The sequence below is a fragment of the Klebsiella sp. S69 genome, from assembly GCF_016516145.1.
Classification (GTDB): Bacteria; Pseudomonadota; Gammaproteobacteria; order Enterobacterales; family Enterobacteriaceae; genus Klebsiella; species Klebsiella oxytoca.
This window is the reverse complement of the sequence record NZ_JACVUU010000011.1, coordinates 154,838-176,184: the sequence shown is the minus strand read 5'-3', so window position 1 is coordinate 176,184 and position 21,347 is coordinate 154,838. Positions and strand designations below refer to the sequence as shown.

Annotated in this window: 19 protein-coding genes; 18 read left to right on the top strand and 1 reads right to left on the bottom strand. The window is 52.2% G+C overall.

All coding sequences use genetic code 11. The features are described from left to right. The first annotated feature begins 99 nt into the window (after nucleotides 1–99). From asnC to IAE27_RS12930, 13 genes are all read left to right on the top strand, one after another. Nucleotides 100–558, top strand: coding sequence for a transcriptional regulator AsnC (gene asnC / locus IAE27_RS12990; protein WP_004107306.1), 459 nt, complete (start codon nucleotides 100–102; stop codon nucleotides 556–558). Between the two features lie 92 nt (nucleotides 559–650). Next, on the top strand, nucleotides 651–1,091 hold the full coding sequence (gene mioC / locus IAE27_RS12985) for an FMN-binding protein MioC (protein ID WP_023321823.1): 441 nt from the start codon (nucleotides 651–653) through the stop codon (nucleotides 1,089–1,091). A 381-nt stretch (nucleotides 1,092–1,472) separates the two neighbouring features. Continuing rightward, on the top strand, nucleotides 1,473–3,362 hold the full coding sequence (mnmG, locus tag IAE27_RS12980; protein WP_004116749.1) for a tRNA uridine-5-carboxymethylaminomethyl(34) synthesis enzyme MnmG: 1,890 nt from the start codon (nucleotides 1,473–1,475) through the stop codon (nucleotides 3,360–3,362). A 112-nt stretch (nucleotides 3,363–3,474) separates the two neighbouring features. Continuing rightward, complete coding sequence (gene rsmG / locus IAE27_RS12975; protein WP_032729178.1) at nucleotides 3,475–4,098, top strand: 16S rRNA (guanine(527)-N(7))-methyltransferase RsmG; 624 nt, start codon at nucleotides 3,475–3,477, stop codon at nucleotides 4,096–4,098. 616 nt (nucleotides 4,099–4,714) lie between these two features. Continuing rightward, on the top strand, nucleotides 4,715–5,095 hold the full coding sequence (atpI, locus tag IAE27_RS12970) for a F0F1 ATP synthase subunit I (protein ID WP_004107297.1): 381 nt from the start codon (nucleotides 4,715–4,717) through the stop codon (nucleotides 5,093–5,095). 8 nt (nucleotides 5,096–5,103) lie between these two features. Beyond that, nucleotides 5,104–5,919, top strand: coding sequence for a F0F1 ATP synthase subunit A (gene atpB, locus IAE27_RS12965; RefSeq protein WP_004107295.1), 816 nt, complete (start codon nucleotides 5,104–5,106; stop codon nucleotides 5,917–5,919). Nucleotides 5,920–5,967: 48 nt separating this feature from the next. Beyond that, nucleotides 5,968–6,207 carry a F0F1 ATP synthase subunit C gene (gene atpE / locus IAE27_RS12960; RefSeq protein WP_000429386.1) on the top strand — a complete coding sequence of 80 codons (240 nt, stop codon included), beginning with the start codon at nucleotides 5,968–5,970 and terminating at the stop codon, nucleotides 6,205–6,207. A 56-nt stretch (nucleotides 6,208–6,263) separates the two neighbouring features. Then, the gene (gene atpF, locus IAE27_RS12955; RefSeq protein WP_004107293.1) at nucleotides 6,264–6,734 is read left to right on the top strand and encodes a F0F1 ATP synthase subunit B; all 471 of its coding nucleotides are present in this window, start codon (nucleotides 6,264–6,266) and stop codon (nucleotides 6,732–6,734) included. Nucleotides 6,735–6,748: 14 nt separating this feature from the next. Continuing rightward, the gene (gene atpH / locus IAE27_RS12950; protein ID WP_004107287.1) at nucleotides 6,749–7,282 is read left to right on the top strand and encodes a F0F1 ATP synthase subunit delta; all 534 of its coding nucleotides are present in this window, start codon (nucleotides 6,749–6,751) and stop codon (nucleotides 7,280–7,282) included. 12 nt (nucleotides 7,283–7,294) lie between these two features. Beyond that, nucleotides 7,295–8,836, top strand: a complete 1,542-nt coding sequence (atpA, locus tag IAE27_RS12945) for a F0F1 ATP synthase subunit alpha (protein WP_004107281.1) — start codon at nucleotides 7,295–7,297, stop codon at nucleotides 8,834–8,836. A gap of 50 nt (nucleotides 8,837–8,886) precedes the next feature. Beyond that, nucleotides 8,887–9,750, top strand: coding sequence for a F0F1 ATP synthase subunit gamma (atpG, locus tag IAE27_RS12940; protein WP_004107278.1), 864 nt, complete (start codon nucleotides 8,887–8,889; stop codon nucleotides 9,748–9,750). Nucleotides 9,751–9,776: 26 nt separating this feature from the next. Next, complete coding sequence (atpD, locus tag IAE27_RS12935; protein ID WP_004107276.1) at nucleotides 9,777–11,159, top strand: F0F1 ATP synthase subunit beta; 1,383 nt, start codon at nucleotides 9,777–9,779, stop codon at nucleotides 11,157–11,159. Between the two features lie 20 nt (nucleotides 11,160–11,179). Continuing rightward, nucleotides 11,180–11,599, top strand: coding sequence for a F0F1 ATP synthase subunit epsilon (locus IAE27_RS12930; protein ID WP_004107274.1), 420 nt, complete (start codon nucleotides 11,180–11,182; stop codon nucleotides 11,597–11,599). Between the two features lie 415 nt (nucleotides 11,600–12,014). Here the strand turns inward: IAE27_RS12930 and IAE27_RS12925 are convergent, their stop codons facing one another. Further along, complete coding sequence (locus IAE27_RS12925; protein WP_049128942.1) at nucleotides 12,015–14,186, bottom strand: right-handed parallel beta-helix repeat-containing protein; 2,172 nt, start codon at nucleotides 14,184–14,186, stop codon at nucleotides 12,015–12,017. A 345-nt stretch (nucleotides 14,187–14,531) separates the two neighbouring features. Here IAE27_RS12925 and glmU point away from each other — a divergent pair, with 345 nt between their 5' ends. The 5 genes from glmU (at nucleotide 14,532) to pstA (ending at nucleotide 21,310) form a co-directional block, all read left to right on the top strand. Then, the gene (gene glmU, locus IAE27_RS12920; protein ID WP_004107268.1) at nucleotides 14,532–15,902 is read left to right on the top strand and encodes a bifunctional UDP-N-acetylglucosamine diphosphorylase/glucosamine-1-phosphate N-acetyltransferase GlmU; all 1,371 of its coding nucleotides are present in this window, start codon (nucleotides 14,532–14,534) and stop codon (nucleotides 15,900–15,902) included. A gap of 180 nt (nucleotides 15,903–16,082) precedes the next feature. Beyond that, nucleotides 16,083–17,912: a glutamine--fructose-6-phosphate transaminase (isomerizing) gene (glmS, locus tag IAE27_RS12915; RefSeq protein WP_004107265.1), complete on the top strand. Its 1,830-nt coding sequence runs from the start codon at nucleotides 16,083–16,085 to the stop codon at nucleotides 17,910–17,912. 316 nt (nucleotides 17,913–18,228) lie between these two features. Then, on the top strand, nucleotides 18,229–19,269 hold the full coding sequence (gene pstS / locus IAE27_RS12910; RefSeq protein WP_004107263.1) for a phosphate ABC transporter substrate-binding protein PstS: 1,041 nt from the start codon (nucleotides 18,229–18,231) through the stop codon (nucleotides 19,267–19,269). A 191-nt stretch (nucleotides 19,270–19,460) separates the two neighbouring features. Next, entirely contained in the window at nucleotides 19,461–20,420 is a 960-nt protein-coding gene (gene pstC, locus IAE27_RS12905; RefSeq protein WP_004107261.1) for a phosphate ABC transporter permease PstC, read from the top strand. Next, a complete protein-coding gene (gene pstA, locus IAE27_RS12900) occupies nucleotides 20,420–21,310 on the top strand; it encodes a phosphate ABC transporter permease PstA (protein WP_004107257.1) in 891 nt (296 codons plus the stop codon). Before pstC ends, pstA begins: the two co-directional genes overlap by 1 nt. Nucleotides 21,311–21,347: the final 37 nt, after the last annotated feature.

The window sequence follows — 21,347 nt, the reverse complement described above, 5'->3', positions numbered from 1 at the left end:
CAATTCAATAATCCCACAACAAAAAGCCTGCATCGATTTTGATTCATTAAAATTTGAGGCTAAAATAGAAAGATTCGTCAAACTTCATAAGAAAAACCTATGGAAAATTATCAGATCGACAATCTGGACCGAGGCATCCTTGAGGCCTTAATGGCCAACGCGCGCACCGCTTATGCTGAACTGGCAAAACAGTTTGGCGTCAGTCCGGGAACCATTCACGTTCGCGTGGAGAAGATGAAGCAGGCCGGAATTATCACTGGCGCACGCATTGACGTGAGCCCAAAGCAGCTGGGCTACGATGTGGGATGTTTTATTGGCATCATTCTGAAAAGCGCCAAAGACTATCCCTCGGCGCTGGCGAGGTTAAACAGTCTGGATGAGGTTACCGAAGCGTACTACACCACCGGGCACTACAGTATCTTTATAAAAGTCATGTGCCGATCGATCGATGCGCTCCAGCATGTACTTATCAACAAGATCCAAACAATTGATGAAATTCAGTCCACCGAAACGCTGATCGTGCTGCAAAACCCGATCATGCGTACCATCCGCCCGTGAACGGACTATTTAATCCCACATTTTTCCACAGGTAGATCCCAGCTCGCTCACAGCGTACAATACGCCACTCTGGAAAAGTGGAGCGGGCGATCATGGCAGAGATAACTCTTATCAGCGGCAGTACGCTGGGTAGCGCAGAATATGTGTCAGAACATCTGGCGGAAAAGCTGGAAGAGGCTGGTCACAGTACGACTATTCAGCACGGCCCGCTGATTGACGATCTACAGGCGGAAGGGATCTGGCTGGTTATCTCTTCTACTCATGGCGCCGGCGACATTCCCGATAACCTGCTGCCTTTTTATGAAGTGCTTCAGGAAAAGCAGATCGACCTTTCTGCGGTCCATTTTGGCGCAGTCGGTATCGGTAGTCGTGAATATGACACCTTCTGCGGAGCGATTGATAAGCTGGAGTCGGCGCTGAAGGCCTGCGGGGCAAAACAGATTGGCGAAACGCTAAAAATTAACGTCCTCGAACATGAAATTCCGGAAGATCCGGCTGAGGTCTGGCTGGGATCCTGGCAAAAATTGCTCTGAGAATTGTAAAGATCATACTTTCTTCTGTGGATAACTATGCTTAAAAGCTTGGATCAACCGGTAGTTATCCAAAGTATAACCGTAGACTGATTTTTGTGCTGTGTATAACCCTTCATTTTGATCCCAGCTTATACGGACCAGGATCACCGATCATTCACAGAAAGCGATCCTTCTTAAACGATTGATCTTAAATTGTGGATCCGACTTATCCACAAGACAAGCCGATCCTAATAAGAGATCACAATAAAACAGATCTCTAAATAAAAGATCTTCTTTTTAATACTCAGGATCCCGGCGCTTTCTCGAAAGGCGAAAGTTGAGTAGAATCCACGGCCCGGGCTTCAATCCATTTTCAAACCGCTTTATGCGAGGCATACCACCATGTTTTATCAGGATCCTTTTGACGTCATCATCATTGGCGGGGGTCATGCAGGCACTGAGGCCGCAATGGCCGCAGCGCGAATGGGTCAACAGACTCTGCTTTTGACACACAATATCGACACGCTAGGGCAAATGAGCTGCAACCCGGCGATTGGCGGCATTGGGAAAGGACACCTGGTAAAAGAAGTGGATGCGCTTGGCGGCCTGATGGCGAAGGCCATTGACCATGCCGGTATCCAGTTTAGGATACTAAACGCCAGCAAAGGCCCAGCCGTACGGGCGACTCGCGCTCAGGCCGATCGCGTGCTTTATCGACAAGCCGTACGCACGGCCCTGGAGAATCAGCCTAATTTGATGATCTTCCAGCAGGCCGTTGAAGATCTGATTGTTGAGAACGATCGCGTGGTGGGTGCTGTTACCCAGATGGGGCTTAAATTCCGCGCCAAAGCGGTAGTGCTGACCGTAGGGACATTCCTCGACGGTAAGATCCATATCGGACTCGATAACTACAGCGGCGGTCGCGCAGGCGATCCTCCGTCGATCCCGCTGTCCCGCCGTTTACGTGAACTGCCGCTACGCGTCAGCCGCCTGAAAACCGGTACCCCACCGCGTATTGATGCGCGGACCATTGATTTCAGCGTTCTGGCTCAGCAGCACGGCGACGATCCAATGCCGGTTTTCTCGTTTATGGGGAATGCTTCCCAGCACCCGCGTCAGGTACCATGCTATGTCACGCATACCAACGAGAAAACCCACGACGTGATCCGCAATAACCTCGATCGTAGCCCGATGTATGCCGGCGTGATTGAAGGGATCGGCCCTCGCTACTGTCCTTCGATCGAAGACAAGGTGATGCGTTTTGCCGATCGTAATCAGCATCAGATCTTCCTCGAGCCGGAAGGACTGACGTCGAACGAAATTTATCCAAATGGCATCTCCACCAGCCTGCCGTTTGATGTCCAGATGCAAATCGTCCGCTCAATGCAAGGGATGGAAAATGCAAAAATCGTTCGCCCCGGCTACGCTATCGAGTACGATTTCTTCGATCCGCGTGACCTGAAACCAACGCTGGAAAGTAAATTTATCCATGGCCTGTTTTTTGCGGGCCAGATTAACGGCACTACCGGTTATGAAGAAGCGGCCGCTCAGGGCCTGCTGGCAGGCCTGAACGCAGCCCGCTTCTCTGCCGAGAAAGAGGGATGGGCGCCGGGTCGCTCCCAGGCCTACCTTGGCGTCCTGGTGGACGATCTGTGTACGCTCGGCACCAAAGAGCCGTACCGCATGTTTACTTCACGTGCGGAATACCGCCTGATGCTGCGTGAAGACAACGCCGATCTGCGCCTGACTGAGCAAGGCCGTGAACTGGGCCTGGTAGATGATGAACGCTGGGCGCGTTTCAACGAGAAGCTTGAGAGTATTGAACGTGAACGTCAGCGCCTGAAATCCAGCTGGGTAAATCCGCTGGCGGAAAGCGCCGCTGAAGTTAACGCACAGCTGACGGCGCCTTTGTCTCGTGAAGCTAACGGTGAAGATTTGCTCCGTCGTCCGGAAATGACCTACGAACAGCTGGTGAAGATGTCGCCATTCTCGCCGGGTCTTGAAGACAAGCAGGCCGCGGAACAGGTTGAGATTCAGGTAAAATACGAAGGCTACATCGCGCGCCAGCAGGATGAGATTGAGAAACAGCAGCGCAATGAAAACACGTTGCTGCCTGCCACGCTTGATTATCGCCAGGTGAATGGGCTGTCGAACGAAGTCATTGCTAAGTTGAACGACCACAAGCCGTCTTCAATAGGGCAGGCATCGCGTATTTCCGGCATTACGCCTGCGGCAATCTCGATTTTGCTGGTGTGGTTGAAAAAGCAGGGAATGCTGCGCCGTAGCGCCTGACTTTCCCTGAACGATACATTTGGCGGATAGCGCATAAGATATCCGCCTGGTTTATATCCAGCCCGGTAAGCGCATCGCCTCCGGGCTCATTGTTTTTAAACAGGTACCGAACGTGATCAACAAACTTTCTCGTCTGCTTGATGAAGCGGGTATTTCACTTACCGATCACCAGAAAAATCAGCTGGTCGCCTATGTAGGCATGCTGGATAAGTGGAATAAGGCCTATAACCTTACCTCGGTTCGCGATCCGGATGAGATGCTGGTACGCCACATTCTCGATAGCATTGTTGTTGCGCCATACCTTAAAGGAACGCGTTTTATCGATGTGGGTACCGGACCGGGTCTGCCGGGGATCCCGCTGGCTATCGTACGCCCTGAATCTCATTTCACCCTGCTGGATAGCCTCGGTAAACGAGTACGTTTCCTGCGACAGGTCCAGCATGAGTTAAAACTGGATAACATCACGCCGGTACAAAGCCGCGTGGAAGCGTTTCCGGCTGAACCGCCGTTTGATGGCGTGATCAGCCGCGCTTTTGCGTCGCTGAATGATATGGTGAGCTGGTGCCATCATTTACCGGCGCAGGACGGTCACTTCTATGCGCTCAAAGGGTTAGCGCAAGAAGATGAAATGGCCAATCTTCCGGAAGGGTTTGCCATTAGTGATGTTTTCGAACTGCATGTTCCTCAGCTGGATGGTGAGCGTCACCTTGTGGTGATCCAGCCAAAAATGATTTAATTTTTATCAAAAAATGTGAAAAAAAACCGGGTTGTGCATGTTACAAAAATAAAAGTCACAGCAGGGTAGTATCGGACAAGATTTAACCTTGTCGTTACCATGGTTTTTCTTTCGGTTAACTTTGCGCTGTTGCTTTACCAGGAGAATAGTCAACATTGAAAATATCAGTACGCTAAAAATCTCGCTGCTTGCACTTCATACTGATGTTAAATTTTTATTATGAATGTCAATAAAAGGTTTTTATTGTATATGGTATTGTTTTAGAAAGAATACCCACTTTTTATGTTGAATATCAATTGGATAAAAAATTGAGTTTTATGTACAGAATTAATTCGATTTCACGAAAAATGTTTATTATGTGATCTGATGCACGCTTTAATAGCCGTGTTTTCGCGGTATTTGCAGTTTTGCATGACGGCTCACAGATTGGTGAAATGCATGAAAAGTTGTCAGTCGGAAAATAATTAAACATTTATTCACTATTTTGCTACTTATTGTTTGAAATCACGGGGCGTCACCGTATAATTTGTCCGCTTTTTGATGCTTGACTCTTCGTCTTAAAGGACGTTTTATACGACACGCGACATACCTCGAAGGGAGCAGGAGTAAATACGTGATGTCAGTGTCGCTCTTGAGTCGAAACGTTGCTCGTAAGCTTCTGTTTATTCAGTTACTGGCGGTAATAGCAAGTGGACTGCTGTTCAGCCTCAAAGACCCTTTCTGGGGCATCTCCGCCGTTAGCGGAGGTTTGGCGGTTCTTTTGCCAAATATGATTTTTATGATTTTTGCCTGGCGTCATCAGGCGCATACACCAGCTAAAGGCCGAGTGGCCTGGACCTTCGCTCTCGGCGAAGCTTTCAAGGTGTTGTTGACCTTCGCCCTTCTGGCGGTGGCGCTGGCGGTTTTCAAAGTGGTGTTTTTGCCGCTGATAGTGACGTGGGTTTTGGTGCTGGTGGTACAAGTTCTGGCGCCAGCTGTAATTAACAACAAAGGGTAAAAGGCATCATGGCTTCAGAAAATATGACGCCGCAGGAATACATAGGACACCATCTGAATAACCTTCAGCTGGACCTGCGTACTTTCTCGCTGGTGGATCCGCATAACCCCCCGGCCACCTTCTGGACGCTCAACATTGACTCCATGTTCTTCTCGGTGGTGCTTGGTCTGTTGTTCCTGCTTATGTTCCGTAGCGTAGCCAAAAAGGCGACCAGCGGCGTACCGGGAAAATTCCAGACCTTTATCGAGATGATCATCGGCTTCGTCCATGGCAGCGTTAAAGACATGTACCACGGCAAGAGCAAGGTTATCGCTCCGCTGGCCCTCACCGTGTTCGTTTGGGTATTCCTGATGAACCTGATGGACCTGCTGCCTATCGACCTGTTGCCATACATCGGTGAACACATTTTCGGCCTGCCAGCACTGCGCGTGGTTCCGTCTGCGGACGTCAACATCACCCTATCGATGGCGCTTGGCGTGTTTATCCTGATTCTTTTCTACAGCATCAAAATGAAAGGCGTGGGCGGGTTCGTTAAAGAACTGACCCTGCAGCCGTTCAATCACTGGGCGTTCATTCCTGTCAACTTAATCCTTGAAGGGGTAAGCCTGCTGTCTAAACCTGTATCTCTGGGTCTGCGACTGTTCGGCAACATGTATGCCGGTGAGCTGATTTTCATTCTGATTGCTGGTCTGTTGCCGTGGTGGTCACAGTGGGTTCTGAATGTGCCGTGGGCCATTTTCCACATCCTGATTATTACGCTGCAAGCCTTCATCTTCATGGTTCTGACGATCGTCTATCTGTCGATGGCATCTGAAGAGCATTGATTTTTTACCAACATACTACGTTTTAACTGAAACAAACTGGAGACTGTCATGGAAAACCTGAATATGGATCTGCTGTACATGGCTGCCGCTGTGATGATGGGTCTGGCGGCAATCGGTGCTGCGATCGGTATCGGCATCCTCGGGGGTAAATTCCTGGAAGGCGCAGCGCGTCAACCGGATCTGATTCCTCTGCTGCGTACTCAGTTCTTTATCGTTATGGGTCTGGTGGATGCTATCCCGATGATCGCTGTAGGTCTGGGTCTGTACGTGATGTTCGCCGTCGCGTAGTAAGTTGTTCGAAAGAAACCTAAGCCACAGAGTTATTTTTTAAGAGGTATTGTGCTGTGAACATGAACGCAACAATCCTCGGCCAGGCCATCGCGTTTGTTATCTTCGTATGGTTCTGCATGAAGTATGTATGGCCGCCGTTAATGGCTGCCATCGAAAAGCGCCAGAAAGAAATTTCTGACGGTTTAGCTTCTGCAGAACGCGCTAAGAAAGATTTGGACCTTGCACAGGCCAACGCGACCGACCAGCTGAAAAAAGCGAAAGCGGAAGCCCAGGTAATCATCGAGCAGGCGAACAAGCGTCGCTCTCAGATTCTGGACGAAGCCAAAGCTGAAGCAGAACAGGAACGCACTAAAATCGTCGCACAGGCGCAGGCTGAAATCGATGCCGAACGTAAACGTGCTCGCGAGGAGCTGCGTAAGCAGGTCGCTATCCTGGCTGTTGCTGGCGCCGAGAAGATCATCGAACGTTCCGTGGATGAAGCTGCTAACAGCGACATCGTGGATAAACTTGTCGCTGAACTGTAAGGAGGGAGGGGCTGATGTCTGAATTTGTAACGGTAGCTCGCCCCTACGCCAAAGCAGCTTTTGACTTTGCCGTCGAACACCAAAGCGTAGAGCGCTGGCAGGATATGCTGGCGTTTGCCGCTGAAGTGACTAAAAACGAACAAATGGCAGAGCTACTCTCTGGCGCGCTGGCGCCGGAAACGCTCTCTGATGCGTTTATCGCGGTTTGTGGTGAGCAACTGGACGAAAACGGTCAAAACCTGATTCGGGTAATGGCTGAAAATGGTCGTCTGAATGCGCTCCCTGATGTTCTTGAGCAGTTCATTCACCTGCGCGCTGCCAGTGAGGCAACCGCAGAGGTAGAAGTTATTTCTGCCGCTCAGATGAGCGAAGAACAGCTTGCGAAAATCACCAGCGCGATGGAAAAACGTCTGTCACGCAAAGTTAAGCTGAATTGCAAAATCGATAAGTCTGTAATGGCAGGCGTTATCATCCGTGCGGGTGATATGGTCATTGATGGCAGCGTACGCGGCCGTCTTGAACGCCTTGCAGACGTCTTGCAGTCTTAAGGGGACTGGAGCATGCAACTGAATTCCACCGAAATCAGCGAACTGATCAAGCAGCGCATTGCTCAGTTCAATGTTGTGAGCGAGGCTCATAACGAAGGTACTATCGTTTCTGTAAGTGACGGTGTTATCCGCATTCACGGCCTGGCCGATTGTATGCAGGGTGAGATGATCGCTCTGCCGGGTAACCGTTACGCTATCGCACTGAACCTGGAGCGCGACTCCGTTGGTGCGGTTGTGATGGGTCCGTATGCTGACCTCGCCGAAGGCATGAAGGTTAAATGTACTGGCCGTATCCTTGAAGTTCCGGTTGGCCGCGGCCTGCTGGGACGTGTGGTTAACACCCTGGGTGCACCGATTGATGGTAAAGGCCCGCTGGAGCACGACGGCTTCTCTGCCGTTGAAGCTATCGCTCCGGGCGTAATCGAACGTCAGTCCGTCGATCAGCCGGTGCAGACCGGTTATAAATCCGTTGATGCCATGATCCCAATCGGTCGTGGTCAGCGTGAACTGATCATCGGCGACCGTCAGACCGGTAAAACCGCTCTGGCAATCGACGCCATCATCAACCAGCGTGATTCCGGCATCAAGTGCGTCTACGTGGCAATCGGCCAGAAAGCGTCCACCATTTCTAACGTGGTGCGTAAACTGGAAGAACACGGCGCGCTGTCTAACACCATCGTTGTGGTTGCAACCGCATCTGAATCCGCCGCGCTGCAATACCTGGCTCCGTATGCCGGTTGCGCAATGGGGGAATACTTCCGCGACCGCGGTGAAGATGCGCTGATCATTTATGATGACCTGTCTAAACAGGCCGTTGCTTACCGTCAGATTTCCCTGCTGCTCCGCCGTCCACCTGGACGTGAAGCATTCCCGGGCGACGTATTCTACCTCCACTCTCGTCTGCTGGAGCGTGCTGCACGTGTTAACGTCGAATACGTTGAAGCTTTCACCAAAGGTGAAGTGAAAGGTAAAACCGGTTCTCTGACCGCTCTGCCGATTATCGAAACCCAGGCGGGTGACGTTTCTGCGTTCGTTCCGACCAACGTAATTTCTATTACCGATGGTCAGATCTTCCTGGAAACCAACCTGTTCAACTCCGGTATTCGTCCTGCGGTTAACCCGGGTATCTCCGTATCCCGTGTTGGTGGTGCAGCTCAGACCAAGATCATGAAGAAACTGTCCGGTGGTATTCGTACCGCGCTGGCACAGTATCGCGAACTGGCGGCGTTCTCGCAGTTTGCTTCTGACCTTGACGATGCAACCCGTAAGCAGCTGGACCACGGTCAGAAAGTAACTGAACTGCTGAAACAGAAACAGTATGCGCCGATGTCCGTTGCGCAGCAGTCTCTGGTTCTGTTCGCGGCAGAACGTGGTTATCTGGCGGATGTAGAGCTGGCGAAAATCGGTAGCTTTGAAGCCGCTCTGCTGGCTTACGTCGACCGTGATCACGCTCCGTTGATGCAAGAGATCAACCAGTCCGGTGGCTATAACGACGAAATCGAAGGCAAGCTGAAAGGCATCCTCGATTCCTTCAAAGCAACCCAATCCTGGTAAAGTCTGGCGGCTTGCTTTAGGGCAGGCCGCAAGGCATTGAGGAGAAGCTCATGGCCGGCGCAAAAGAGATACGTAGTAAGATCGCAAGCGTCCAGAACACGCAAAAGATCACTAAAGCGATGGAAATGGTCGCCGCTTCCAAAATGCGTAAATCGCAGGAGCGCATGGCAGCCAGCCGTCCTTATGCAGATACGATGCGCAAAGTGATCGGTCACCTTGCGAACGGTAATCTGGAATATAAGCACCCTTACCTGGAAGAACGCGACGTTAAACGCGTGGGCTACCTGGTGGTGTCTACCGACCGTGGTCTGTGTGGTGGCTTGAACATTAACCTGTTCAAAAAGCTGCTGGCGGAAATGAAAGCATGGTCCGATAAAGGCGTTCAGTGCGAACTCGCAATGATCGGCTCGAAGGGCGTGTCTTTCTTTAATTCCGTTAGCGGTAATGTTGTCGCCCAGGTGACGGGTATGGGGGATAACCCATCCCTGTCCGAACTGATCGGTCCGGTAAAAGTGATGTTGCAGGCCTACGATGAAGGCCGTCTGGACAAGCTGTATATTGTCAGCAACAAATTTATTAACACCATGTCTCAGGTTCCAACCATTACTCAGCTGCTGCCGTTACCGGCTTCAGAAGATGGTGAGTTGAAGCGTAAATCCTGGGATTACCTGTATGAACCCGATCCGAAAGCGCTGCTGGATACCCTGCTGCGTCGTTATGTGGAATCTCAGGTTTATCAGGGTGTGGTAGAAAACCTGGCCAGCGAGCAGGCCGCACGTATGGTGGCGATGAAAGCCGCGACCGACAATGGCGGCAGCCTGATTAAAGAGCTGCAGTTGGTATACAACAAAGCTCGTCAGGCCAGCATTACTCAGGAACTCACCGAGATCGTCGGTGGAGCATCCGCGGTATAACCAGGTTAATTCGTAGAGGATTCAAGATGGCTACTGGAAAAATTGTCCAGGTAATCGGCGCCGTGGTCGACGTCGAATTCCCTCAGGATGCCGTACCGCGCGTGTACGAGGCTCTTGAGGTACAAAATGGTAGTGAGAATCTGGTGCTGGAAGTTCAGCAGCAGCTCGGCGGCGGTATTGTTCGTACCATCGCCATGGGTTCTTCCGACGGTCTGCGTCGCGGTCTGGAAGTCAAAGACCTCGAGCATCCGATCGAAGTCCCGGTAGGTAAAGCAACGCTGGGTCGTATCATGAACGTACTGGGCCAACCGGTAGACATGAAAGGCGACATCGGCGAAGAAGAGCGTTGGGCGATTCACCGCGCAGCGCCTTCCTACGAAGAGTTGTCAAACTCTCAGGAACTGCTGGAAACCGGCATCAAAGTTATCGACCTGATGTGTCCGTTTGCGAAGGGCGGTAAAGTTGGTCTGTTCGGTGGTGCGGGTGTAGGTAAAACCGTAAACATGATGGAGCTGATCCGTAACATCGCGATCGAGCACTCCGGTTACTCCGTGTTTGCGGGCGTAGGTGAACGTACTCGTGAGGGTAACGATTTCTACCACGAAATGACCGACTCCAACGTTATCGATAAAGTATCCCTGGTGTATGGCCAGATGAACGAGCCGCCGGGAAACCGTCTGCGCGTTGCGCTGACCGGCCTGACCATGGCTGAGAAGTTCCGTGACGAAGGTCGTGACGTTCTGCTGTTCGTCGATAACATCTATCGTTACACCCTGGCCGGTACAGAAGTATCCGCACTGCTGGGTCGTATGCCTTCAGCGGTAGGTTACCAGCCGACTCTGGCGGAAGAGATGGGCGTTCTGCAGGAACGTATCACCTCCACCAAAACGGGTTCTATCACTTCCGTACAGGCGGTATACGTACCTGCGGATGACTTGACTGACCCGTCTCCAGCCACCACCTTTGCGCACCTTGACGCAACCGTGGTACTGAGCCGTCAGATCGCTTCTCTGGGTATTTACCCGGCAGTTGACCCGCTGGACTCCACCAGCCGTCAGCTGGATCCGCTGGTTGTTGGTCAGGAGCACTACGACACCGCTCGTGGCGTTCAGTCCATCCTGCAGCGTTATCAGGAACTGAAAGACATTATCGCCATCCTGGGTATGGATGAACTGTCTGAAGAAGATAAACTGGTGGTAGCTCGCGCACGTAAGATTCAGCGCTTCCTGTCCCAGCCGTTCTTCGTGGCAGAAGTATTTACCGGTTCTCCGGGCAAATACGTCTCCCTGAAAGACACCATCCGTGGCTTTAAAGGCATCATGGAAGGCGAATACGATCACCTGCCGGAGCAGGCGTTCTACATGGTCGGTTCTATCGACGAAGCCGTGGAAAAAGCCAAAAAACTTTAACGCCTTAATCGGAGGGTGATATGGCAATGACTTACCACCTGGACGTCGTCAGCGCAGAGAAGCAAATGTTCTCTGGTCTGGTCGAGAAAATCCAGGTAACGGGTAGCGAAGGTGAACTGGGTATTTACCCGGGGCACGCGCCGCTGCTCACCGCCATTAAGCCTGGTATGATTCGCATCGTTAAGCAGCACGGTCACGAAGAATTTATCTACCTGTCAGGCGGCATTCTTGAAGTGCAGCCGGGTAGCACGACCGTTCTGGCTGATACGGCAATTCGTGGCCAGGATCTCGACGAAGCGCGAGCCCTGGAAGCGAAACGTAAGGCTGAAGAGCACATTAAGAGCTCTCATGGTGACGTGGATTACGCTCAGGCGTCCGCGGAACTGGCCAAAGCGATCGCTAAACTGCGCGTTATCGAGTTGACCAAAAAAGCGATGTAACACCGGCTTGAAAGTTAAAAAGCCAGTCTGGTTTCCAGGCTGGCTTTTTTTATGGCTTCGTTTCAGAAATAACAAAACTAAAAAGATGGTTTAAAAAATTTGTGATGAACATCTCATTTTTGTTGATCGTTTGGAGAATGCAGCGTAGACTTTGTTTTGTGATGTAAGTCACAAAAAATGCATCATAAAACGTAATCACTATCCAGGAAGAGATCATGAAACTGCTTAATAAAATCGTCGCTTTTTTCAGTGCTATGAACGTAACCTTCGGTACGTTCAACCACTAAGAAGTCAACTTTCCAGGCTGTTTTTGCGCTGTACCGCTAACTAAAATGACAACACATGCGGTGTGAAACAGACAGAAAGTGAAAAGGTCGCCCCAGGGCGACCTTTATGTTTTTCACGTATAGCGGGGTTAATTACGGCTGAGGAAGTTACCGGTATTGAAGCTGCCGTCAGCCTCACGTATTAGCGGGTCAGGCAGCGCCAGAGTCTGGTAATCGGCGCTGTTAATGCTTTTTCCTTGAGCGTTGATGCTTTTACCTCCGTGGATAAAGTAGTTGCTATCGTCGATATTCCCGACAACGGCATCGTCATATTTCCCCGGCTGGCTACGTAAGGAAAGGTTCTCGCTGAACGTGCCCTGGGTTTCCGGCGCGCCGTATGGGCTTGGGCGGAACAGGTAGTTAAAGCGCTGGTTATCCACCGCGACGTTGTTGACCACCACCAGCTTGCCGGGATTGAAGTTGTCGGTGAAACCGTCGAGATGGTTCCCGATGGCGATGCTGTTACGTACCTCATGAGCAACCGGCTGCCCTTCCCCGCCGAGCTTAAAACCGTTGCTGGTATTATTGCGGGCAATAGAGTTCTCGATCACCACAACGCCGTTTGCACCGTCCTCAATCTTATTAAACAGATCGAAACCGTCGTCGATGTTATCGTGCGAGTAACAGCCTTCCAGCCGGTTCCCCTCTCCTACGCGCATTTTTACGGCGAAGCCATCGGCGTTTATTTTTCCCGGATCTTCGTTGCTAAAGGATTCTGAATTCACCACCCGGTTATAGCTGGCCCACAGCGGGCGTCCAACATCCGCCGGTGAGGAAATTTGAATGCCGGTATCATCGTTACGATAAGCGGTGACGTTCTCAATCAGGTTATGGCTACCCTGTATGCGCAGGCTCTTATCCGTAATCTCTACTCCATTGATATGCCAGTAGCTGGCATCCAGCAGTAGCCCGTGTATTACCGCTTTACCGGTGGCTTTCAGGGTCTTGGTTTTGTCTTTCAGGCCGCTGGCGCTCAGAGGGATGACGGTTTGCGGGTAGTCTCCGGCGGCTAATATAATTTCCCCGCCAGCGGGTACGAGCTCGACGGCGGAGGCTAAATCCAACGGCGACTCTGCCGTGCCTTTGGCCTGCGCTTGCCCCTCAGGTGCAGCATAGAGCGTATTGCCTGTGATATTGGCACTCTGTTCCACCGTCAGCGTCTGGGTCAGCGTTTTTGCGCTGGTGGTCGGCGTAAAGGTAACTTCGAACGTGCTTTTATCTTTCAGAACGGCAGGCTGGGTAAACATCTCACCGGCTTTCACGGCTTTATCCTGCCCGATCACCACTTCATCCTGGCGAACGGTGATGCGCCCGTCACTATTGGTACGCGCCTGTAGGATGTACTTTTTGTCCTGGCTTTTTGTTCCCGAGGCAATTTGCATGACCGGCGGCCAGCTTTTAGCGATATACGGCGCAGAGGGAACAGTATTTGCCGCTGACGTGGTGAGCGAGGCGTTGCTGACGGTGATTTTAGCGTTACGAGAAGCAAAAAAACCGACGTAGTAATGTTCTTTATCCTGTTGAGCAATCAGATCGGCGTGAGGAACCTGCTGGCTTACCCATTTTTCACTGCCCGTCGCTGCCCAGGAAGTAATAAACCCGTCGTTGGTGCGTTCCAGCCTGAGCTGGAACGTCGGCGTTTGCTGTATATCGATTTTTTCTTTATAACTCTGACGCTTTATTGATGCCCCCGCATTGCCCCACGGCTGGGTTATCCCTTCCCGGCTGATAGCCTGCAGCTTAATATGCGAGTGATCTTTTTTATCCTGCGTCATAATGGCGTTCATCACCATATTGGACGCCGCCGGGAACTCTTCATAACCGACCTTCAGCGGCTGTTGACGCGGAACTCCTATTACATCGCGCACCAGCAGTCCTGCCCCTTCCTGTGCTGCCGGGCGAGCGCCATTTTCCGGGCCAAACTGATTGACGGTCACCGTTGCCTGCAGGATAAAATTCTGACTGGTCGGAAGTTGGGTATAAAAGAAGGTCAGTCCGTCGTGGGAGTTGGCAATTTTACCTCCCCGGCTTTCAATAGTAATGGGTTGGCTGAGATCGGCGACGTCCTGCGGCGTCAGTTTTTTACCGGCGATAGTGACATCATTGACGCCAATCTTTTCAGGCAGAACATTCGAGGAAAAATTGCTGTCCGTGGATTGCCCGAAGGCGATAGCGCGCCACTGAGGGCCTTCGTTGGCCTGCAGCGGTAGCGCGATCATCGTACTGCAAAGGGTTAATGCCAAAGGTATTTTGTTATTCATTCTTTTCTCCTGGGTAATTATTGATCGGCATTATCAGGAAAATGAAATGGTGTTTCTATTTATCACGTCACAATTAATGAATATTAAAACTGCGTTTTATTTTATGGGTTTTCTTTATTTACCCGCCAAAAAAACAGCAAAAGCAGAGGGATAGCCTGGCCACCCCCTCATAAAAATGATTTTTTTGCGCGAAACGGGTTTGCGCTGACTAAAAATAGCCCCCTAAAATGATGTATTGCGTGAAGCCTGCGCGTTTTATCTCCGTCTCGTTTCATGATGAAAAATATGTAGATATTTCAACGTGAAAGGCTTTTACTTTTCGTTCTAACAGCAGTCAGGATGCGTATGTCAAACAGTCCGATGAGCGTGGTGATTCTTGCCGCAGGCAAGGGTACCCGCATGTATTCCGATCTTCCCAAGGTGCTGCATTCGCTGGCCGGCAAGCCAATGGTTCAGCATGTCATTGATACGGCTAAAGAATTAGGTGCTTCCGCTGTCCATCTGGTCTACGGGCACGGCGGCGATCTCCTTCGCCAGACGCTGCACGAAGATAAGCTAAATTGGATCTTACAGGCTGAACAGCTGGGTACCGGCCACGCCATGCAGCAGGCGGCGCCGTTCTTCAAAGATGATGAAGATATCCTCATGCTGTACGGCGATGTACCGTTGATTTCCGTCGAAACATTAAAGCGCCTGCGAGAAGCGAAACCGCAGGGCGGCATCGGTTTGCTGACGGTGAAGCTGGACGATCCGACCGGCTATGGCCGCATTACGCGCCATAACGGTGCGGTAACCGGCATTGTTGAGCATAAAGACGCCAGCGAAGAGCAGCGTCGGATTCAGGAAATTAATACCGGAATTCTGGTCGCCAACGGGGCGGATCTCAAACGCTGGCTGGCTAAGCTGACCAATAATAACGTGCAGGGCGAATATTACATTACCGATATTATCGCCATGGCCTATGCCGAAGGTCGCGAAATCGCGGCAGTCCATCCTCAGCGCCTAAGCGAAGTGGAAGGCGTGAATAACCGGCTGCAGCTATCCCGCCTGGAACGCGTCTGGCAGTCTGAAAAGGCGGAAGAACTTCTGCTCGCAGGCGTAATGCTTCGCGATCCGGCGCGTTTTGACCTGCGCGGCGTGCTGAAACACGGGCGCGATGTCGAAATAGATACTAACGTTATTCTCGAGGGGCATGTTGTTCTGGGCAATCGGGTGAAGATCGGCTCCGGCTGCGTGATCAAGAACAGTACCATTGGCGATGACTGCGAGATCAGTCCTTATACCGTAGTGGAAGATGCTCATCTTGAGGCCGCCTGTACTATCGGGCCATTCGCACGGCTGCGCCCTGGCGCGGAGCTCCTGGAAGGCGCGCACGTCGGCAACTTTGTCGAAATTAAAAAGGCGCGTCTGGGGAGAGGCACGAAAGCCGGGCATCTTTCCTACCTCGGAGACGCTGAGATTGGCGATAACGTCAATATCGGCGCCGGCACCATCACCTGTAACTATGATGGCGCAAATAAACATAAAACGGTGATCGGCGATGACGTGTTTGTTGGTTCGGACAGCCAGCTGGTCGCTCCCGTGACCATCGGCAAGGGAGTCACCATTGCTGCAGGAACGACGGTAACGCGCAACGTTGCCGACGATGAGTTAGTTTTAAGCCGCGTGCCGCAGGTTCATAAACAGGGCTGGCAGCGCCCGGTGAAGAAGAAGTAACGCTTTTCTCTTTCGCCCTTTTGGGGGAAAGAGCGGGGTGAGGGGATAAAATAATCCTCCCCCCACGGCAGTGCCCATAAAAATAACCCCACTCTCTACAAGGCTCGGGGCGCCCGGAAAAACGGGTAAACAGGTTGACCGACAACGTATGGCATACAGCCAAAATCGGAATGAAAAACTATGTGTGGAATTGTTGGCGCAGTCGCGCAGCGTGATATTGCTGAAATCCTTCTCGAAGGTTTACGTCGTCTGGAATACCGCGGTTATGACTCCGCCGGTCTGGCAGTCGTCGATAACGAAGGTCATATGAACCGCGTTCGTCGCCTTGGGAAAGTCCAGATGCTGGCCCAGGCGTTGGAGGAACATCCGTTGCACGGTGGGACGGGAATTGCCCATACCCGCTGGGCGACGCACGGCGAACCCTCTGAAGGCAACGCGCATCCGCATGTTTCTGACCATATTGTGGTCGTGCATAACGGAATTATCGAGAACCATGAGCCGCTGCGCGAGCTGTTGCAGTCGCGGGGCTACGTTTTCGCCTCCGAGACTGACACCGAAGTTATTGCGCATCTGGTTCACTGGGAGCTGGAACAAGGCGGCACCCTGCGTGATGCTGTTCTGCGGACTATCCCGCAGCTTCGCGGCGCTTACGGTACCGTGATTATGGATTCCCGCGATCCGGGTACGCTGCTGGCCGCTCGTTCGGGCAGCCCGCTGGTTATTGGCCTGGGGATGGGAGAAAACTTCATTGCCTCCGATCAGCTGGCGCTCCTGCCGGTTACCCGCCGCTTTATCTTCCTCGAAGAGGGGGATATTGCGGAAGTCACCCGTCGTTCGGTCACTATCTTTGATAAATCCGGCGCCGAAGTGCTGCGCCCGGATATTGAATCCAGTCTGCAGTATGATGCAGGCGATAAAGGTATCTATCGCCACTATATGCAGAAAGAGATCTACGAGCAGCCGAACGCGATCAAAAATACCCTCTCCGGGCGCATTAGCCACGGTGAAGTTGATTTAAGCGAACTGGGCCCGCAGGCTAACGAGCTGCTGTCTCAGGTTGAGCATATTCAGATCATCGCCTGCGGTACCTCCTACAACTCAGGAATGGTTTCCCGTTACTGGTTTGAATCGCTGGCCGGTGTGCCGTGTGATGTCGAAATCGCTTCTGAGTTCCGCTATCGTAAATCGGCCGTGCGTCGCAACAGCCTGATGATCACCCTCTCGCAGTCCGGCGAAACGGCGGACACCCTCGCAGGTCTGCGCCTGTCTAAAGAGCTGGGCTATCTGGGCTCGCTGGCGATTTGTAACGTGCCAGGTTCATCACTGGTGCGGGAGTCCGATCTGGCGATGATGACCAATGCCGGGACGGAAATCGGCGTCGCTTCGACTAAAGCCTTCACTACGCAATTGACCGTTCTGCTGATGCTGGTGGCGAAACTGGCGCGTCTTAAGGGCCAGGATGCCGCGATTGAACACGATATCGTGCATGGCCTGCAGGCGCTGCCGAACCGCATTGAGCAGGTGCTCTCGCAGGACAAGCGCATTGAGGCGCTGGCTGAGAATTTCTCTGATAAACATCACGCGCTGTTCCTCGGACGTGGCGATCAGTACCCCATTGCCCTTGAAGGGGCGCTGAAGCTGAAAGAGATCTCCTATATTCACGCGGAAGCCTATGCCGCTGGCGAGCTGAAGCACGGTCCGCTGGCGCTGATTGATGCAGAAATGCCGGTGGTTGTGGTCGCGCCGAACAACGAACTGCTGGAAAAGCTGAAATCCAATATTGAAGAGGTTCGCGCCCGCGGCGGCCAGCTGTACGTCTTTGCTGACGGCGATGCGGGTTTCACCAGCAGCGATAATATGCACATCATTGAGATGCCGCACGTTGAAGAGGTGATCGCGCCAATCTTCTATACTGTACCGCTGCAGCTGCTGGCTTATCACGTCGCGCTGATCAAAGGAACTGACGTCGATCAGCCGCGTAACCTGGCGAAATCGGTGACCGTGGAATAACGGTTTTTACATCGTGAAAGGGCTGCCATCCGGCAGCCCTTTTTATTTACGGCGAACGGCGAGATCCCACCCGCTTTATGACAGTCTGTCATTTTTGCGACGCTTTTTTGCCGTCATAAAAATAAAATTTTTCGGCAATATTTTCCTCATTATCTTTATTAACAATATGATTTGTATTGTTTTTATTTATCGTAAAATCCCGCCTTTTGGCTTGTCATAAAACTGTAATAATTCGTACATTTTACTGTCACCTGTTTGTCCTATTTTGCTCACCATAGCTTCGAAACAATGGTTTACGAATCCAGCAGGAGACATTATGAACGTTATGCGTACCACCGTCGCAACAGTTGTCGCCGCGACCTTATCGATGAGTGCTTTCTCTGTTTTTGCAGCAGCAAGCCTGACTGGCGCTGGCGCAACTTTCCCCGCGCCGGTGTATGCCAAATGGGCAGATACCTATAACAAGGAAACGGGTAATAAAATCAATTACCAGGGTATCGGCTCCTCTGGCGGCGTAAAACAAATTACGGCCAACACCGTAGATTTCGGTGCCTCTGATGCCCCTCTGGCTGACGACAAACTGGCTCAGGAAGGTCTGTTCCAGTTCCCGACCGTGATCGGCGGCGTGGTGCTGGCGATCAACCTGCCTGGCGTGAAATCAGGCGAGCTGGTGCTTGACGGTAAAACGCTGGGTGATATCTACCTGGGCAAAATCAAAAAATGGGATGACGAAGCGATTGCTAAGCTCAACCCGGGTATGAAACTGCCTTCTCAGAACATCGCGGTTGTTCGCCGTGCGGATGGCTCCGGCACCTCCTTCGTTTTCACCAGCTACCTGGCGAAGGTGAACGAAGAGTGGAAATCTAAAGTCGGCGCGGGTTCAACCGTTAACTGGCCGACCGGGCTGGGCGGTAAAGGCAACGACGGCATCGCCGCGTTCGTTCAGCGTCTGCCGGGCTCAATCGGCTACGTAGAATATGCCTACGCGAAACAGAACAACCTTGCTTATACCAAACTGCTGTCTGCCGATGGCAAGCCGGTGAGCCCGACGGAAGACAACTTCGCTAACGCGGCGAAAGAAATCGACTGGAGCAAATCCTTTGCACAGGATCTGACTAACCAGAAAGGCGACAATGCCTGGCCGATCACTTCTACCACCTTCATCCTGGTTCACAAGGCTTCCAACAAGCCAGAGCAAACCGCTGAAGTGCTGAAGTTCTTCGACTGGGCGTATAAGAACGGCGGTAAAGAAGCTAATGCGCTGGATTATGCCACCCTGCCGGATAGCGTGGTTGAGCAAGTTCGCGCAGCATGGAAGACCAACGTAAAGGACAGCAGCGGTAAAGCGCTGTACTAATACCCGTCTTACGTCGAGTTACAGGGACGATGGCAGCGCTTGTTCATCCCGGGAGCATAGATACGCTATGTGACCAGGGTGAACAAGCTTGCTACCTGCCTGCAGCTCGAATTATTTAGGGTATGGCATTACCTTTGCCAGAAAGATCAGTAAACTACGATTTTTTCTGGCCCGAAACTGAAGAGTAACGTATGGCTGCAACCAAGCCGGCATTTAACCCTCCGGGGAAAAAGGGTGACATAATTTTCAGCGTGCTGGTAAAACTGGCGGCGCTGATTGTGCTATTGATGCTTGGCGGCATCATCGTCTCCCTTATCATCTCGTCCTGGCCAAGCATTGAGAAATTTGGCTTTGCCTTTCTGTGGACCAAAGAGTGGGATGCGCCAAACCAGATTTTCGGCGCCCTGGTGCCCATTTACGGGACGCTGGTCACCTCATTTATCGCGCTGCTGATCGCCGTACCGGTGAGCTTCGGTATCGCGCTGTTCCTGACGGAACTTTCACCCGCCTGGCTGAAGCGCCCGCTGGGTATCGCTATTGAACTGCTGGCCGCCATCCCCAGTATCGTTTACGGCATGTGGGGTCTGTTTATTTTCGCTCCACTGTTTGCGACTTACTTTCAGGAGCCGGTTGGCAACGTTTTGTCGACCATTCCGTTCGTTGGCGCGCTCTTTGCGGGTCCGGCGTTTGGTATCGGCATTCTGGCGGCCGGCGTCATTCTGGCCATCATGATCATTCCTTACATCGCTGCCGTTATGCGTGACGTTTTTGAACAGACGCCGGTAATGATGAAAGAGTCCGCATACGGTATCGGTTGTACAACATGGGAAGTTATCTGGCGTATCGTTCTGCCCTTTACCAAAAACGGCGTGATTGGCGGGGTGATGCTCGGACTGGGGCGCGCGCTGGGGGAAACCATGGCGGTAACCTTTATTATCGGCAACACCTACCAGCTCGATAGCGCTTCGCTGTATATGCCAGGTAACAGCATCACCTCCGCGCTGGCGAATGAGTTTGCCGAAGCGGAAACCGGACTGCACGTTGCAGCCTTGATGGAACTGGGTCTGATTCTGTTCGTTATCACCTTTATTGTTCTGGCCGCATCAAAGTTTATGATCATGCGCCTGGCTAAGAACGAGGGGGCACGCTAATGGCGACGATTGAATTACAAACCACCGCAGAGCTGGCGGAATCCCGTCGCAAAATGCAGGCGAAACGCCGCATGAAAAACCGCCTCGCCCTGACGCTATCGATGGCGACCATGGCGTTTGGCCTGTTCTGGCTTATCTGGATCCTGATGTCCACCGTCACTCGCGGCATCGACGGCATGAGCCTGGCGCTGTTTACCGAAATGACGCCGCCGCCTAATACGGCGGGCGGCGGTCTGGCGAACGCCCTGGCAGGTAGCGGATTGTTGATCCTGTGGTCGACGGTTATCGGTACCCCTCTGGGCATTCTGGCGGGGATTTATCTGGCGGAATATGGCCGTAAATCCTGGCTGGCTGAAGTCATTCGTTTTATTAACGACATCCTGCTTTCCGCGCCGTCGATTGTGGTCGGTCTGTTTGTATACACCATCGTCGTTGCGCAAATGCAGCACTTTTCCGGCTGGGCGGGCGTGATTGCGCTGGCGCTGCTGCAGGTGCCTATCGTGATTCGTACTACTGAAAATATGCTGAAGCTGGTGCCGGATAGCCTGCGCGAAGCGGCCTATGCGCTCGGTACGCCAAAGTGGCGAATGATTTCTGCGATCACCCTGAAAGCATCGGTCTCCGGCATTATGACCGGTATCCTGCTGGCCATTGCCCGTATCGCCGGGGAAACGGCGCCGCTGCTGTTCACCGCGCTCTCCAATCAGTTCTGGAGCACCGACATGATGCAGCCGATCGCTAACCTGCCGGTAACGATTTTCAAATTTGCCATGAGTCCCTTTGCGGAGTGGCAGCAACTGGCATGGGCCGGGGTATTGATTATCACCCTGTGCGTATTGCTGCTGAACATTCTGGCGCGCGTTATTTTCGCGAAGAATAAACACGGTTAATTTTTGCGGCGCGGCGAAACGCGGCGCCGAACGAGGA